Consider the following 15,991-nt stretch of genomic DNA (forward strand, 5'->3'; position numbering starts at 1 on the left):
AACAGTGGTGACCCAAGGTCAGAACGGCGCGTTGACGCCGACTGATCGTTTCGCAGCAGGGACGCTCGCAAACACTACTTCTGAGAGCCCCCCCTATGTCCCTGCGCCAGTTGAACATTGCCCCTCGAGCGTTTCTCGGTTTTGCATTCATTGCGTTGTTAGTGGTTTTACTGGGGGTGTTTGCGGTCAACCGCATGGCACAGATTCGCCAATCCTCCGTGGACATGACCGCGACCCAACTGCCCAGCGTGACCTCGCTGGGCATCATCACCGAAAACGTACTGCGCTTGCGCATCCTGTCGTTCCGCGTGCTGGTCAACCGCGAGCCGGCCAGCCTGCAAGAGGCCGAAACCCGCATGAGTGTGCTCGCCGACAAGGTCAAGACGGCCCAAGCCAGCTACGCGGCGCTGCCTGCCGGCCCGGAAGAAGCCGCGCTGTACAAAACCTTCGTGGTCACGCTGGACAACTACTTCAAGGCCCAGGCCGACATGCTCGCGCTGTCCAAGCAGGGCAAAGTGGATGAGATGCGCGCACTGATCAACAGCCGCATCAAGGACGGCACCGACCAGATGGGCGAGCAACTGAACAAGCTCATCGCCATCAACGCGGCCGATGCCAAGACCGCCGACGCTGAAGCCGGGCAGAGCTATGACGGCGCGATCACCGGCGTTGTTGCAGTTTCCATCGCTGCCGCATTACTCACCGTGCTGCTGGCCTGGTTGTTGACCCGCAGCATCGTCGCGCCGCTGCGCAAAGCCGTAGCCGTCGCCGAAACCATCGCCAGCGGTGACCTGAGCAAAACCATCGAAGACGACGGCAAGGACGAACCGGCCCGCCTGCTCGGCGCATTGGCCACGATGCAGGCTAACCTGCGCCAGACCATCCAGCACATCGCAGGCTCCGCGACGCAGCTGGCTTCAGCGGCGGAAGAGTTGAGCGCAGTCACCGAAGAGGCGTCCAAGGGCCTGCAACAACAGAACAACGAAATCGACCAGGCTGCCACTGCGGTCAATGAGATGACGGCGGCGGTGGAAGAAGTGGCCCGCAACGCGGTCTCTACCTCTGAGGCCTCGACCCAGTCCAACCAGGCCGCCCGTGAAGGCCGCGACCGTGTGGTGGAAACCGTCGGCGCGATCCAGACCATGACCCAGGACGTACAAAACACCGCCGCGATGATCGAAGGCCTGGCCACCCAAGGCCGCGATATCGGCAAAGTGCTGGACGTGATCCGCGCGATTGCCGAACAGACCAACCTGCTGGCGCTCAACGCCGCCATCGAGGCGGCGCGTGCCGGTGAAGCGGGGCGGGGTTTTGCGGTGGTGGCCGATGAGGTGCGTGCGCTGGCCCATCGCACCGCGCAGTCGACCCAGGAGATCGAGAAAATGGTCGCCGGCATCCAGAACGGCACCGGTGAAGCCGTGCAATCGATGCAGCAGAGCAACCAGCGCACGCAAGACACCCTGGAAATGGCCCGCGCCGCCGGTGTGGCGCTGGAGCAGATCACCCAATCCATCAGCCTGATCAACGAACGCAACCTGGTGATCGCCAGTGCGTCGGAAGAGCAGGCGCAGGTCTCCCGCGAAGTGGACCGCAACCTGGTCAACATCCGCGACCTGGCGACCCAGTCGGCGGCGGGGGCCAACCAGACCAGCGCGGCCAGTCATGAACTGTCGCGCCTGGCGGTGGATTTGAATGGGATGGTGGCGCGGTTCGTTATCTGAATGCGTCAGGAACCTGCTCTTTGTGGTGAGCGGGCTTGCCCCGCGCGAGGCAAGCTCGCTCACCACAGTAGAATCAGTGTTTCCACACGGCGGCATTCACCAGGTTTTTTGGTCGCTCACCCGCCAACGCCTGCAACAGATTATCTACCGCACATTTGGCCATGGCCTCCCGCGTCTCATGGGTGGCCGAACCGATATGCGGCGTCGCCACCACATTATTCAAGCGCAACAACGGCGAGCCGTGATCCAGCGGCTCCTTCTCAAACACATCCAACCCCGCCGCGCGAATGGTGCGCTGTTGCAGCGCCGCCACCAGCGCCGCTTCATCCACCACCTTGCCCCGCGAAATATTGATGAAGATCGTCTCTGGGCCCATCAGTGCGAACTGTTCGGCGCCGATCAGCTTTTCCGTCTCGGCCGTCAGTGGCAGTGTCAGGCAAACAAAATCGGCCTGTTGCAGCAAGTCGTCCAGGCTGCGGTATTGCGCACCAAAACGTGCCTCCACCGCCGGCTTGGGGGAATGGCTGTGGTAGATCACTGGCATGCCAAAGCCAAAATGCCCACGCTGGGCCAAGGCTTCACCGATGCGGCCCATGCCGATGATGCCCAGGGTCTTGCCATGCACATCGCTGCCGAAATGCGCCGGGCCGATGTTTTTGTGCCACTGGCCGGCGCGCACCATGTCGGCCAGTTCCACCACACGCCGGGCGGTGGCGAGGATCAGCGCAAAACCGGTGTCGGCGGTGGTTTCGGTGAGCACGTCGGGGGTGTTGCTGAGCAGGATGCCGCGCGCGGTCAGGTAGTCGATGTCGTAGTTGTCGACGCCGACCGAAACGCTGGCCACGGCTTGCAACTGCGGCGCCAGGTCGAGCAGCGTGGCGTCAAGGCGCAGGCTGGCGCCCAACAGGCCGTGGGCGCCGGGCAGGGCGTCGCGCAGCTTGGCCAGGCCGGTGTCGTCGAGTGCTTCGATCAGCGTGACATCGGCCTGTTCATGCAGGCGGGCCATCAGCGGCGCAGAGAGTTTCTTGTACAACACGACGGACTTTTTCATGCGGTCTTTACCTTCAATTCCAGGTGGGGCACCGGCGTGCGATCACTCGCGCCGGGCTTGAGAAAAATCGTCAGCACCACCGACAGCAGCAACGCGCCGCTCATCAGCAAGTACGAAGCGCCGGGTGAACCGGTGCTGCTATTGAGGTAGCCCACCAGGTACGAGCCGCCGAATGAACCCAGGGCGCCCATGCTGTTGATCAGCGCCATGGCGCCTCCGGCGACGTTGGCCGGCAGGATCTCCGGGACAATCGCGAAAAACGGGCCGTAGGGCGCGTACATGCAGGCCCCGGCGATCACCAGCAAGGTGTAGGACCACCAGAAGTGTTCGGCACCGAGCATGTAGGACGCGTAGAAAGCAATCGAGGCAATCAGCAACGGTGGCCATACGAAACGCTTGCGCTTTTGCAGCTTGTCCGAGCCCCAGGACACCACCAGCATGCCGATCACCGCCGCCAGGTAAGGCAGCGCCGACAGCCAGCCGGCCTCGACCATGTCCATCTGCAAGCCTTGCTTGAGGATCGACGGCAGCCACAGCACAAAGCCGTACACGCCAATGCTCCAGCAGAAGAACTGCAGGGCCAGGATGATCACTTTGGGTGAGCGGAAGGCTTCGGCGTAGTTCTTTACCGCCTTGATCCCGACTTGCTCGGCGGCCAGCGCGGTTTCCAGATCCTGTTTCTCGGAGTCGCTCAGCCACTTGGCATCCTTGGGACGCTCATCGGCCAGCTTCCACCAGATAAACGCCCACAGCACGGCCGGGAGGCCTTCGATGATAAACATCCAGCGCCAGCTGAAATGCTGCACCAGGTAGCCCGACACCACCGACATCCACAGCATGGTCACCGGGTTGCCGAGGATCAGGAAGGTATTGGCGCGCGAGCGTTCGGCACGGGTGAACCAGTGACACAGGTACACCAGCATCGCCGGCATCACGGCGGCTTCGACCACGCCAAGCATGAAGCGAATCACGATCAGCATGTAGGCGTTGGACACCACGCCGGTCAGGGTGGCGAGGCCGCCCCACAGGATCAGGCTGACGAAAATCAGCTTCTTGACGCTGCGCTTTTGCGCGTAGATCGCCCCCGGTACCTGGAAGAAAAAGTAACCAAGGAAAAACAGCGCGCCCAGCAACGACGACATGCCGGGGGTGATCATCAGGTCTTCGGCCATCCCGGAGGCGGCGGCAAAGCCGTAGTTGGCGCGGTCCAGGTACGCCAGGCTGTAGGTGATAAAAACGATGGGCATGATGTACCACCAACGGCGGGTGGCGAGTTTCACGGTGTCCATGGGGTTGCTCCTGAGCTTGTTGTAGTTGTGGCAACAGGGTGGGGTTTAGGCAACGGATCGAATCGGTAACTCTGAACGGGCGGGCAAGCCTTCCATGTCGCCACGGCTTTGCACGGCGCGGCTGCCGATCCAGTTGCCGCGCTGTACCGCCTCGGGAAAGCTGAGGTTTTCCAGTAGGGCGCTGATCATGCCCACGGCAAAACCGTCACCGGCACCGACCGTGTCCACGACCTTGTCCACGCGCACGGCGGCGACAAAGCCCTGGTCCAGGTGAGTGCGGTAGTAGGCGCCGTCCGGGCCGAGCTTGATGGCCACGGCTTCGGCGCCCTGGTCCAGATAGAACGCGGCAATATCGGCCGGGTCATCGAAACCGGTGAGCAGACGGCCTTCGCCCAGGCCCGGCAGAACCCAATCGGCGAGCCCTGCGAGGGCGTTGATTTCGCGGATCATTGTTTGTTGGTTGGCCCACAACGACGGGCGCAGGTTGGGGTCGAACGACACGCTGCGCCCGGCCTTGCGCATCTGCGTCATCAGCTCGACGGACAACTCGCGTGTGGCCTCGGACAACGCGGGCGGAATCCCGGTGGCATGCAGATGGCGGGCCTGCAGCAGCGCAGGACTGATGGCCGCGATGGACAAGTGACTGGCCGCCGAGCCCTTGCGGAAGTACTCCACCTGGGGATCATCACCGGCTTCTTCACGGGACTTGAATTGAAAGCCGGTGGGGTGCAGCGGATCGACCGCCACATGCCGGCAATCCAGGCCTTGCTGGGTCAGCGTGTCGACCACAAAACGCCCGAGGGAATCGTTGCCCACCCGACTCAACCACGCCACGTTGAAACCCAGGCGAGACAAGCCGATGGCGACATTGCTGTCGGCCCCCGCGATGCGTTTGTGAAACTGTGCAACCTGGGCCAAGTCGCCGGTTTGCTCGGCAACAAACATCGCCATGGTTTCACCAAACGAAAGGATATCGATCTCAGACATGAGCATGCTCCACACGAGGTTGGCCCAGCAGGGCGAGGGCGGCGACCTGCTGTGCAGTGACTGCGACCAGGTCATCGCCTTGCAACGGGAATTCCACGGCCCGGCTGATACCTGGAGTCATGTGCTTGAGCAGTTGTTCCCACAAATGCAGGTCGGTGGCGCCGGGCGGCAGGGCGACCAGTTTGCCGTCGGCACGCCGGGCCACGGCCTTGCAGTGCAGGTAATCCACATGCCGGCCCAGCAGGCGTGCGGCGGTGAGGGCGGATTGGTCCTGCCACTGCCAGTTGCCGATATCGAAGGTCATCTTGACCGGCAGGCCCACGCGTTCCACTTCGGTGAAGAAACGCTGCATCGGTTCAATGCGGCCGCCGTGCAGGGTCTGGTCGTTCTCTACCAGCAGCTGAACCGAGTGGCGGTTGAGCAGGGCGTGCAGGCTTTCCAGGTCATTGGTGTCGGTGAAGTAGCCGAGGGAGACTTTCAACCAACGTGAGCCGAACGCCTGCGCCCGATCGAGGGTGGCCGCGAGTTCGGCATTCGCTTGGGCGCGGCCGGCGACCCACAGTTCCAGGGGCGATGAGAACACCGATTCCAGGTCTTGTTGCGCCGCGGCCTGGGCCAGTTCGGTGGGCTGTTCGTCGGTTAAAAGCTCTTCGCGCCATTCGATGCGCTGTGCGCCGGCGGCGGCGAGGACCTCGACAAAACTCAATTGGCCCTGCTGGCGTACCAAGTCGGCGCCGTAGCTGGAAAGGCTGATGGAGACGGGGTATTTATGCATTGTTGTTTACCTCTGAAACCGGTTTCATTTTTTAGCGAAAATCAAACAATGGATTGTGTTGAGCCTCGGATAATCAGTTGGGGCAAGAAATCCAGGGTACGCGTCGGCTCGGTGTCGCCGCGCAAGCGCTTGAGCAGGCAGTCGAACGCCGAGGCGCCAATGGCGTCGGTGGGTTGGGCGAGGGCGGTGATGCCGCTGCCCACCAATGGATACCAATCCAGGTCATCCAGTGCGATCAGGCCTACGTCATCGAACAAGTTGCAGCCCAGATTCTTCAGCGCACGGGTGCAGGCCAGTGCCGCAACGCCGTTGGCACAGAACAGCGCCTTGGGGCCAGGTTTTGCGAGAAAGATTTGCAGGTGTTGTTGCAGCGCGTCATCCAGTTCCAGCACGGCACCGGTCAATTTCGGACGGTTGGCAATCTCAGCCTTGAAACTCTCCAGGCGCTCCAGGCGCGAACTGGTGCCATCGGTGGCTTCGCTCACCAGCAGCACATCGCGATAGCCCTGTTGCTCCAGATGTTCCACCGCCATGCGAACGGCTACCGGGTTATCCAACCCCACCAGATCGCTGTGCAGCGGCGCGACCTTGCGGTCCACCAGCACCAGGGGCATTTCCCGTTGCAGTTCCAGCAGTTGGTCGAGGTGATGGCCGAGGGTGTTCACGATCAACCCTTCGATGTTGTACGAACGCAGGGCCGCCAGATGCTGGCGCTCTTGCTCGTCATCGCGGTCGGTGTTGCACACCACCAGGCTGTAGCCGTGCTGGCGGCAGGCGGTTTCGACGCCGTGCATCACGGCAATGGAATAAGGGTTGCGGATATCGGCCACCAGCATGCCGATCAGCCGCGTGCGGCCACGTTTTAGACCACGTGCCATCTGGTTGGGGCGGTAGCCGAGTTGCTCGATGGCTTGTTCGATGCGCAAGGCAATGGCATCGGAGAGCAGGGCGCGGTCGTCGCCGATAAAGCGCGACACGCTGGCCTTGGATACACCGGCGCGTTCGGCGACGTCGAGCATGGTCACGCGGTTGCGTTGGGCGGCTGAAAAAGGGGTCACGGTAGTGCCTTTCTTATTTGAGTTGGATGCATTGAAACCGGTTTCAGAAAACACCAGGCGGATCACCTCGTCAAGAAAATAATGTGTTATCGAGTCAGGCATACAGGCAGTAAGCCCGACGAGCGGCGAGTTCACCTGTTAGTTCTGACAGTATCCGGATGCGATACGGAGGTGTTCAATTGACTTCAACGAACAGGGTCAACAACGTTCACCGGTCATACGCGCCCACAGAACACGTGTGCGCCTTGGGAGCTTTCCATGAGTACCATCACCACGGGGCAGCCAAACGCGAATGGGCCATCGGGCCCGACAGGCACGTTGGTGCTTGACCCTCCGAAAATCCTTGACGTATTACCCGATGGGTTGCTCCCCGCTCAATACAATTTCACTGATTTGCGGGTTTCAATTGAAAAACCTTGGGCGGTCTTACCCGTTGCCGGCAGACTTCAGTTTGTCGTTTTCGAATGGCATGTTCGTGGCGCCAGTTCCGTTGATGCGCCTGCCATTCAACTGCCTAGCCCGCTGACCGATGCCGATTTCCCTTTGGACTACCTGACGATACCCAAAGAGTTTCTGTTGAACAGCGCTGTTGTGGATGTCGGTTTTCGGATTCATAACACCCGGCCCGATAGTCCGAGTGCCGACTCCTCAGGGAGTACGACGATCGAAATCGATCGTGACAATCCCGGTGGTGGTGCATTACTGCTACCGGCCATTTTCCCTGTTGACCCGATCACCCAGCTTTACCTGGATAACCATCCCCTGGTACCCATGGAAATTCCATCGGGCTATTTAGACCGTAAGGTCGGTGACCAGGTGCTGATGTATTTTTCTGACAAGAACGCGTTGCCAACGGGCATGCCCACGCTGATCTCGCCACCCCTGGTTAGCAGTACCGGACCCATTTTCGTTGATGTACCCCGTGAGGTATTCCGCAGCTACCCGGGCGCTTTGTGGCTTTTTTGTTTTTATCGTTTGAAGGATCGTGCAGATAATGTGAATCCGTTGTTCTCACAGGTCGCGCAGGTTGGCCTGCAAACCGACCTTCCCCCCATCACCTATCGATCACCTCGTTTTCCACAGTCGGAATCTCACCCGAGTCGGTTCATGACCTGCAGTACCCTACCGGCAATCTGGTTCGGGGTTGAGGTGCTGATCGAACCCGATACGAACATCCTCCACGGGGACTTGATTACGATGAGGTTTCAGGGCTACGGGCAATACCCTGATCAGAATCCAGATCCCAATACAGTGGAAACCCTCACGCATTATTGGGATGGGATTGCGGACGCCTCCGGCTACCTTTTCCGAATTCTCGATGTCGAGCGCGTTATTCGGCCATTGAAGGACAGCGCTGGTGGAGAGGCGAGCTTCATGGTGAGGAGAAACGGAATCGACATTGGGCGTTCTTCTTCCAGGTTTGTACCTTTCGATCGGGTGGTACCGGTCTCGCCACCGCCGCCTAGCCCCATTTTCTGCTGGATCTACGGCAACGGACCTGAGCCCTGAGCCTGGCGGCCCAGCCCACAGGTTAATTGCTACTCCAGCAAGATAACGGATGGGCTTCAGATGGAAGTTTCGAAGCAAAACGTATTTGGTCGTCAGTCATTCGGCTGGCGCAAGTGTGTCCCGGTTTCAGTCTCCCGGCAGTAATTCAAGGACTGAACGCGCGAACAAGGCCCTGCATATTGTGCGGTGCCCATTTCAAACAGCAAAGGAGAGACTGAAATGCCCACTACAACATCAGGGACCCTGGTTCTCAATGCTCCGACGATCGATGAGGCGTTGGATGATGCAACCGGACTCATTCCTGCGGTCGTTGCCCCCGTTGGTATCACCTTGCAATTGAGTACTGGCACAGCGTCCAGGTCAACCGACTGGATGGGCATCGAGATTCGCGATACCAGCGTGACGCCGCCGACCTGGACCACCTTGTTGGCGCCGTACCAAATCAACCAGACTCCGGTTCCTCCCCTCATCAGCAGGTTTGTGGCGGCGCCTGTACCTGAATTCAGACATGGCTTTTACGAGCTTAGAAATACCCAGTACCGTAATCAGGCAGGGGTTCCCGGTCCTTCTTTGGATTCCTCCAACCCAGGCGCGTTTCGGGTCGATACCATTGCGGCGTATGCTGTAGCGACATCACGTGAGCAGCCGACTGTTCCGCGCTTTGGGAATGTGCCGGCAGGCCAGGTGATTGATAACCCGTTTCTGAACCAAGAAGGTGGTGTGGAAATTATCGTCCCTGCCAATACCTTTGGTCCGCAGACCGGGCGGTTTGAAGCAGGGGACACGTTTACGGTGTACTTCAGCCCGGTCATGGACCCTAGGCCGGAGTTCGATGTGAGCGGCCCGGTTAATATGCTGCCCACCGGAGGCACCTATTTCCTGCCAGCAGCCAACATCGTGTTAAGTGGGTTGTTCTATATTTTCTATACCATCACCGACCGAGCGGGAAACGTCAGTCGCCCTTCGTTCGTGGACTTTCGTACGGTTGCCTTGTTGGACGACCCTGTCCCCTTGATACCTGTCCTTCCACGGGCGCCTGATGCAATTGGCGGCGCAGATGATTTGCTCGACATTGCCGATTTCGTCGCTGGCATTGACCTGCATATCGAACAGTATCTTAACTTTGCCACAGGGATTGACAGGTTCGAGACGCAGTGGGAGGCACAGCCCTTTGGTCCGCAATCCCCTGCGCTCGCCGGTTTTGATGTGGTCTTCAATAACATGAATGATGCGATCAAAGCTGCGTACACCAATGCGTTAGGTCCGCAGACGGTTCAAGTACGCTATCGGATTGATCGCAATGGCATATTCTTCCTGTCCCCGGTTAAACCGGTGCGCCTCGATTTGTCGGTAGAAGGGCCTGTATTGCCAGGTACGCTCGAACCAGGGGACGTCAATCCCGCACTGAACCTGCCACAGGTATTTGGCGCGAACTCGCGCCCTGAGTTGAATACCTTGCGGATCGGTGACGCGGATCAGCCGGTGGATATTGAGATTGTCCTCTGGAATATTCCGGCATTACCCCACGCGAATAATCGATTCTTCCTGTTCTGGGGAGCCAGCAAAGAACGTGTCGGCCCATTTACGTTCAGTACCATCACGCCCGGCGGCACGGCGACATTCCAAATCCCTTGGGCCGTGGTCGCACGGCACGGCAATGGCCCCCAACCGGTCAGCTATGTGGTCACCGGTCCCGGCACTACCAACGAAAACCCTTCAGGGGTTACCACCGTCAATGTGATTGATGCGGTAACGGTAGAGCTTGGAGCTGCCAAATTCCAGCGCCTTGACGCCAACGGTGAGTGGAGTTGCCAATCCTTGATCCTTCGCGCCCCAGGAACACCTGCGTCCTACTATGCACAGGTATTCATTCCTGGAGATCCTCGACTGGTAGTCGGCAATACGGTAACGGTACACGTGAGCATCTCGAGCGAAGCCTTCGGTTTCCCTCCTGGCCCCTTCACGCAAGACTTTACGAGTCAACCGTTGACAACAGCTGATGTAGCCAATGGCTTCAACGTCGATATCACTTACCGACCCTTCCTGACACAGGTGGTGCTTGGGCCATGCGAAGTCACCTATACAACCACGGTAAACACCGGCGCGACGGGGCGCGGTGCGTTGGCTGAGATTTATACCGTCTTTTCCAACCCAGATACCTACTGCGATGGTGTTGAAATCGTAAGACCTTAAATTCAAACGCCAGAAACACCCNNGGGTGTTTCTGGCGTTTGAAAAAGATCTTTTCGATGGGTTGTTATCGTCGGTTTAGTTGATTGACCCTTACAGGAGCGCCTATCTCGATTGTCAAGGTTTGTTCAGATAAGTCCTACAGCCATAGGTATGTTCGCTACGTAATCTCTGCGCCGCACAGGTAAGGCTCCATTCCGAGGGAACGAGCCAAGCCGTTTCGAAGGCTCTATCCCAGAGAGTGAATCCCTATGACTGTATTAACTCATTTCGAGCTCAAACCGCTGAGCAAGATCATGAAAGTTCCAACTATTACTTTTCTCATGTTTGCGGCTGTTCAAAGTACCGCATACGCCGGTCATTTGATTAACGAATCACAAACCATTGATAGCAGTGAACTGCAAAACGATTGGCAACTGGACCTTAACTCCGAGCTGACGATGAACGGTGCCCGGGCTAATCATATTCTGGTCAACGACTCGGCACTGATAGCCAATGCCGGCAGCCATATCGATGACATCCGGGCCACCCAGGGATCTTCCGTCAGTCTGAACGGTGCCGTCGTTGATTCAAACCACGCGGTGTTCGGTGCGGTGCGCCTGGACGACAGCAATGCCCAGATTCGCGACAGCGTCATAACCAGCCACACCACGATAGGTCTGCAAGCACTCCAGAGCCACGGCTCTGCAAGCGGTTCGGATGCTGAAGTGTTTAACAGCACAATCCGTGGCGTCATCGGCGGGGCAGTAGCAAATGGCAATAGCACGCTGCGCTTCAATGAAGACACCCTGGTCGAAGGCACCGGCGCCGACAGCTTTGGCGTATTGCTCGACGGTGCAACGGCCATCGCCAGCCAAAGCACGATTGTGGGTGGCAAGAACGGCGTGGTGTTCAGCGATGACTTGAACGACGGCACTGTTGGCAAACTGGTTCTTGATAATTCCAGCGTTGAGGGCCGCACTGGCTCGGCCATCGTGGTCAATGGCGAGCACGGCGCGACGTCGCAAGTTGAAATTGACGTGCGCAATGGTTCTACCGTGACCGGTGGCAACGGTACGTTGCTGGAAGTCAACGGCGGTGCGCTGGCGAATATGAATGTCGACAACAGTCGCTTGAACGGCAACGTCATTGTCGAAGACGGCAGCACGGCACATTTGAACCTGCAGAACAGCGCCGGCCTGACCGGCCAGTTGAAAAATGTGAGCAGTCTGAACGTAGCTGACGCGTCGTTCTGGGAGTTGACCGGCGACAGCCAGGTCGGCGCCTTGAGCCTGGCCGGTGGTACGGTGAAATTCGGGGATACCGATGCGTTCTACCAGCTTGACCTGGATAGCCTTGAGGGTAATGGCACCTTTGTCATGGGCACCGACTTTGCGCGCGGTGTCACCGACTTCCTGAACATCGAGGGCCAAGCCAGGGGTGACCACAGCCTGCTGCTTGCCGCCAGCGGCGCAGAGCCAGTCAACCCGCAAGACATTCGCGTCGTGCATACCGGCGGAGGTGACGCGCAGTTCTCCCTGGTGGGCGACGTGGTCGATGTGGGTGCTTACTCCTACGGCCTGAAAAAGGACGGTACCGACTGGTTCCTTGACCCGAGCAAACGAGTAATCAGCCCAGGCACCCGTTCGGTACTGGCGCTGTTCAACACCGCCCCGACCGTTTGGTACGGCGAGGCGACTTCACTGCGTACGCGCATGGGCGAATTGCGTTTCGAACCCGGCCAGGCAGGTTTGTGGATTCGCGGCTATGGCAACAAGTACAAGGTGTCTGACTCGACAGGTATTGGTTACAGCCAGAATCAACAGGGCTTTACCTTGGGTGCCGATATGCCGTTGGCCGACAGCCAGTGGCTGGTAGGTGTGATGGCCGGTCACAGTACGTCCGACCTGAACCTCAAACGCGGCACTTCCGGTACGGTGAAGAGTTACTACCTGGGTGCCTACGCAACCTGGCTGGACGAGGAAAGTGGTCTTTATTTCGACGCGGTGGCCAAGGTCAACCGGTTCCATAACGAGTCCAAGGTCGGCCTGAGTGACAGCACGTCCACCAAGGGCAAGTACAACAATACCGGGGGCGGTTTGTCGGCAGAGTTCGGTCGCAACATCAAGCTGGATGACGGTTTCTTCATTGAACCGTATGCACAAGTCTCTACGGTGGTGATCCAGGGCGCCAATTACAACCTGGACAACGGCCTGCATGCCAAAGGTGAGCGCACCCGTTCGATCATGGCCAAGGCCGGTGCGACAGTGGGGCGCGATATCCAGCTTGACAGTGGCAGCGTGGTTCAGCCTTACCTGCGGGCAGCGATGGTGCACGAGTTTGCCAACAACAATAAAGTGTCGGTGAACAACAACGTGTTCAACAACGACCTCTCCGGTTCGCGCGCCGAATTCGGTGCAGGTGTGGCGGTGAAACTGTCTCAGAACCTACAACTGCATGCCGACCTTGAGCACAGCAGCGGAGGTAAAGTCGAACAACCTTGGGGCGCTAACGTAGGGGTGCGTTACACCTGGTAAACGTCTGTTAATGCACAACGCCCGTATCGAAAGCTACGGGCGTTTTTTTGGATGAAGGCATCAACTGACCAGGTCGAAGTCCACGTCCACGACATGCCTGTTACCGTTGGGGTCGGCTTCGGTCGCGCCTCTTAACGTACCACTGATCGCGATGACGCCAGGGGTCAGTGTGAGGATCGTCAGCGTCCCTGAGGTGCAGTCCACTGAGTAGTGTTCCGTTGGCGATTTGAGCGAGTACCACACTGCCACGTCGTTGAACTCTTGTTTGGCCAAGTCGATGATGGCGCCGGTACGAACGTTATCGGGGAAGCGTATATGAATCTCTTTGATGGTCACAGAGTTGTCCGCGTGGCGCCCATCAATGCTGTAGAGCGCACGCACAGGGTCATGCTGCAGCGTCGTGGTTTGAAAAATGACCGTGACCAAGTCGATTTTTACATCGAATGGGCCTGTCGCCGTCAGGCGCTTTGGTCGTAGGTACTTTTGCTGCGCTAGGGTGGGTTGTGGTTGCAGTAAGGACATGATCGCTTCTCCATCGCTGGTGAGTGTGCGCGTGGCAGAGTCATCAATGGCTCTGTTTGACCCATCAAACAGCAGCTTGGCCGCTCTGTATACTGTCAAACTTGACAGTATACGGACGCCAAGGCTTATGAAGATCACGCCCGCCAAGGTTCTAAAAACCTGTATCGGCCTATTGGGGCGTTGCCAAGCCAATGCGCCTAAGTGATAACACCCAGCCAGGCCGACGCCAGCAACACGAGTGCCATGCACTGATTGAGGCGGGTCATTGCACCTGGTGCGGTGAACAGTCGTTTCGATCCGGCGCCTAACAGGGCCCAGATGCCCAGGCAAGGCAGGGAGACAAGGAAAAACGCCAGCGACATGTACAGCCTCTGCTGCTGGTGTTCGGCGCCGTCCCCGGCAAATACGCTGGCTACCGCCAACGCCATCATCCACGTTTTAGGGTTAATCAACTGCAGTGTGGCTGCGCCCGCCCATCCGAGTCTTTTTTGCGTTGAAAGCGCATCGATAGCCTGGCCCGGCGTACGGAAGATCTGCCACGCCAAATAACTCAACCAGGCCACGCCAACCCACCGCATCGTGCGTTGCACCCCAGGCATTTGCTCCAGTGATTGTCCGACGCCCGCGCCCACCAGCAGCACAATGCCCGCCGCGCCCATGCAAGCCCCCAGAATGATCGGCAACGCGGCCTTGAAACCGTAGCGCGCGCTGTTGCTGAACACCAGGATATTGGTGGGGCCTGGGGTGATGGATGCGACAAAGGCAAACAGGATAAACGGCAGCATGGCGGGTGACTCCGAACAATCAATCGATGGAGTCGATCTTCACAAGCCCGCGGGTGACCTGTCTGGAAGATTTGAGCATCGCTTGCGGTACGCCGCAGGCGTCAACCCATAGGCACGCACGAACCAGCGACCCAGATGGCTTTGGTCGGCAAAGCCCAGGGCAATCGCCACATCCGCCGGTTGTTCGCCCTTGCCCAGCAAATGCCGGGCGCGGGCCAGGCGCAGTTGCACCAGATAGGCGTGGGGCGGCAGGCCAAACGCGCTCTTGAACGCACGGGTCAGGCGGAAGCGGTCGACGCCACACGCGAGCGCCAGTTCGTCCATGCCCACATCAATGTGCAAGTGGGCATGCAGGTATTCCCGCGCCTTGTGTGCCACCAAGGGCAACCGCGGGTCGTCGCGGTAGCGGGTGCGCCAGTAGAGCTGGCCGGTGAGGCGTTCCAGCAATTGGTCCATGGCGCGCTGGCGCACAATGCGCAGTTCGCCGCTGTGCAGGGTCCGGAAGGCCTGACTGGTGGCCAGGGCCAGGCGTGGGTCGCTGGTCAAGGTGCTGGCGAAACTCAACTGGCTGTCCAGCGGCGCTTCTTCGAACACCGCACTGACTTCCCGCGCCAACCAGTGCGGCTCGAGGTAGAGCATGTGGTAGGTGAAGCCGTCTGCGGTGGGCGCGTCGCCGTCATGCAGCTCGCCGGGTTCCACCAGGAACACCTGGCCCGGCACGCTATTGTGGCGGGTGCGGCGGCAGTTGAATTGCTGCACGCCCTGTTCGGTGACGCCGATCAGGTAGCTGTCGTGCCAGTGAGGGTCGTAGGCGTGGCCTTCAAAGTGCGCGCGCAGGGTCTCGATGCCGGTGTCGGCGTCCTGGGACAGGTCGATCCAGTTGTGCGCGGCCATAAAACACCGAGGCGGGCTAAGTGAAGCTATTAGCGCCCAGCACATGCCGGGCGTCTAGAAGGTTTGTGCAGCGTCAACCGAACAGCCCGGCGGCGATATTGATCGAGAACCCCAGGATCGCCGTGTTGAACAGAAAGCCGATCAACGATTGCCCCAGCACCACTTTGCGCATGCCACGCGTGGCGACGCCCACGTCGGAGGTTTGCACCGCCACGCCGATGGTGAAGGAAAAGTACAGGAAGTCCCAGTAATTGGGGGTGGTCAGGCCCTCGGCAAAACGCAACGCCGGTTCCTTGCCGTCCCAGGTGTAATACAAACGAGCGTAGTGCACGCTGAAAATCACCCCGATCAGCAGCCAAGAACCGATCACGGTCAGCCCGGTGAAACCGTAGTGCAGCAGGCGCTCCGAGGTCGCCAGGTCTTTGCTGCCCACCAGTTCGAAGGTGATGGTCGCCAAACTGGCAATGGCGGCGATACACACCGTGAACAACACCAGGCCGGCGTTTTCATCTTCGACCTCGGCGATGCGTTTTACATCCTCGGCCTTGGCGCGGCGAGTCAGCCATAGCATCAGCACCAGGTAGGTCCAGACGCCGGCGTTCCAGCCAATGAGGATTTTGCTGACAAGGGTGTCGGCCGGCACCAGGATGCCCACGGCAATCCCGAACACGGCGGCGGCGGAGAGGCGGGGGTG

General features: G+C 59.2%; 13 protein-coding genes. 4 read left to right on the forward strand and 9 right to left on the reverse strand.

Annotated features, from left to right (window positions below):
* Positions 1 to 95: 95 nt before the first annotated feature.
* A complete protein-coding gene (locus HX823_RS13655; RefSeq protein ID WP_038845327.1) occupies positions 96 to 1,721 on the forward strand; it encodes a methyl-accepting chemotaxis protein in 1,626 nt (541 codons plus the stop codon).
* 73 nt (positions 1,722 to 1,794) lie between these two features.
* Here HX823_RS13655 and HX823_RS13660 read toward each other — a convergent pair whose 3' ends face one another.
* From HX823_RS13660 to HX823_RS13680, 5 genes are read right to left on the reverse strand one after another with little or no spacing between them, the layout of a single operon-like run.
* Positions 1,795 to 2,772, reverse strand: coding sequence for a D-glycerate dehydrogenase (locus tag HX823_RS13660; protein WP_038845329.1), 978 nt, complete (start codon positions 2,770 to 2,772; stop codon positions 1,795 to 1,797).
* On the reverse strand, positions 2,769 to 4,061 hold the full coding sequence (locus HX823_RS13665) for an MFS transporter (protein ID WP_033900386.1): 1,293 nt from the start codon (positions 4,059 to 4,061) through the stop codon (positions 2,769 to 2,771). Before HX823_RS13665 ends, HX823_RS13660 begins: the two co-directional genes overlap by 4 nt.
* A gap of 45 nt (positions 4,062 to 4,106) precedes the next feature.
* A complete protein-coding gene (locus HX823_RS13670) occupies positions 4,107 to 5,048 on the reverse strand; it encodes a sugar kinase (RefSeq protein WP_177075179.1) in 942 nt (313 codons plus the stop codon).
* Complete coding sequence (locus HX823_RS13675; RefSeq protein ID WP_177075180.1) at positions 5,041 to 5,823, reverse strand: sugar phosphate isomerase/epimerase; 783 nt, start codon at positions 5,821 to 5,823, stop codon at positions 5,041 to 5,043. The genes HX823_RS13670 and HX823_RS13675 overlap by 8 nt, the downstream gene beginning before the upstream one ends.
* 41 nt (positions 5,824 to 5,864) lie before the next feature.
* Complete coding sequence (locus HX823_RS13680; protein WP_177075181.1) at positions 5,865 to 6,881, reverse strand: LacI family DNA-binding transcriptional regulator; 1,017 nt, start codon at positions 6,879 to 6,881, stop codon at positions 5,865 to 5,867.
* A 258-nt stretch (positions 6,882 to 7,139) separates the two neighbouring features.
* Between HX823_RS13680 and HX823_RS13685 the strand changes: the two genes are divergently transcribed.
* The 3 genes from HX823_RS13685 (at position 7,140) to HX823_RS13695 (ending at position 13,096) form a co-directional block, all read left to right on the forward strand.
* The gene (locus HX823_RS13685; RefSeq protein ID WP_177075182.1) at positions 7,140 to 8,390 is read left to right on the forward strand and encodes a hypothetical protein; all 1,251 of its coding nucleotides are present in this window, start codon (positions 7,140 to 7,142) and stop codon (positions 8,388 to 8,390) included.
* 219 nt (positions 8,391 to 8,609) lie between these two features.
* Positions 8,610 to 10,583, forward strand: coding sequence for a hypothetical protein (locus tag HX823_RS13690; RefSeq protein ID WP_177075183.1), 1,974 nt, complete (start codon positions 8,610 to 8,612; stop codon positions 10,581 to 10,583).
* 248 nt (positions 10,584 to 10,831) lie between these two features.
* The gene (locus HX823_RS13695; protein WP_177075184.1) at positions 10,832 to 13,096 is read left to right on the forward strand and encodes an autotransporter outer membrane beta-barrel domain-containing protein; all 2,265 of its coding nucleotides are present in this window, start codon (positions 10,832 to 10,834) and stop codon (positions 13,094 to 13,096) included.
* Between the two features lie 60 nt (positions 13,097 to 13,156).
* On the opposite strand, the gene HX823_RS13700 is transcribed toward HX823_RS13695, so the two are convergent.
* The 4 genes from HX823_RS13700 to HX823_RS13715 form a co-directional block, all read right to left on the reverse strand.
* Positions 13,157 to 13,618, reverse strand: coding sequence for a hypothetical protein (locus HX823_RS13700; protein ID WP_177075185.1), 462 nt, complete (start codon positions 13,616 to 13,618; stop codon positions 13,157 to 13,159).
* Between the two features lie 197 nt (positions 13,619 to 13,815).
* Entirely contained in the window at positions 13,816 to 14,403 is a 588-nt protein-coding gene (locus tag HX823_RS13705) for a LysE family translocator (RefSeq protein ID WP_177075186.1), read from the reverse strand.
* A 39-nt stretch (positions 14,404 to 14,442) separates the two neighbouring features.
* Positions 14,443 to 15,297 (reverse strand): AraC family transcriptional regulator, encoded by an 855-nt coding sequence (locus HX823_RS13710; RefSeq protein WP_177075187.1) that lies wholly within the window; start codon positions 15,295 to 15,297, stop codon positions 14,443 to 14,445.
* Positions 15,298 to 15,370: 73 nt separating this feature from the next.
* Positions 15,371 to 15,991, reverse strand: a 621-nt coding sequence (locus tag HX823_RS13715; RefSeq protein WP_177075188.1) for a DUF1345 domain-containing protein, incomplete at its 5' end; no start/stop codon positions are given.

The organism is Pseudomonas sp. P7759 (assembly GCF_013386445.1).
GTDB lineage: Bacteria > Pseudomonadota > Gammaproteobacteria > Pseudomonadales > Pseudomonadaceae > Aquipseudomonas > Aquipseudomonas azotoformans_A.

What these genes read in the sequence shown, in the direction of transcription:
- HX823_RS13670 (WP_177075179.1), bottom strand. Translation starts at nt 5,048, where the DNA reads ATGTCTGAGATCGATATCCTTTCGTTTGGTGAAACCATGGCGATGTTT.
- HX823_RS13655 (WP_038845327.1), top strand. Translation starts at nt 96, where the DNA reads ATGTCCCTGCGCCAGTTGAACATTGCCCCTCGAGCGTTTCTCGGTTTT.
- HX823_RS13710 (WP_177075187.1), bottom strand. Translation starts at nt 15,297, where the DNA reads ATGGCCGCGCACAACTGGATCGACCTGTCCCAGGACGCCGACACCGGC.
- HX823_RS13660 (WP_038845329.1), bottom strand. Translation starts at nt 2,772, where the DNA reads ATGAAAAAGTCCGTCGTGTTGTACAAGAAACTCTCTGCGCCGCTGATG.
- HX823_RS13705 (WP_177075186.1), bottom strand. Translation starts at nt 14,403, where the DNA reads ATGCTGCCGTTTATCCTGTTTGCCTTTGTCGCATCCATCACCCCAGGC.
- HX823_RS13690 (WP_177075183.1), top strand. Translation starts at nt 8,610, where the DNA reads ATGCCCACTACAACATCAGGGACCCTGGTTCTCAATGCTCCGACGATC.
- HX823_RS13685 (WP_177075182.1), top strand. Translation starts at nt 7,140, where the DNA reads ATGAGTACCATCACCACGGGGCAGCCAAACGCGAATGGGCCATCGGGC.
- HX823_RS13665 (WP_033900386.1), bottom strand. Translation starts at nt 4,061, where the DNA reads ATGGACACCGTGAAACTCGCCACCCGCCGTTGGTGGTACATCATGCCC.
- HX823_RS13675 (WP_177075180.1), bottom strand. Translation starts at nt 5,823, where the DNA reads ATGCATAAATACCCCGTCTCCATCAGCCTTTCCAGCTACGGCGCCGAC.
- HX823_RS13695 (WP_177075184.1), top strand. Translation starts at nt 10,832, where the DNA reads ATGACTGTATTAACTCATTTCGAGCTCAAACCGCTGAGCAAGATCATG.
- HX823_RS13700 (WP_177075185.1), bottom strand. Translation starts at nt 13,618, where the DNA reads ATGTCCTTACTGCAACCACAACCCACCCTAGCGCAGCAAAAGTACCTA.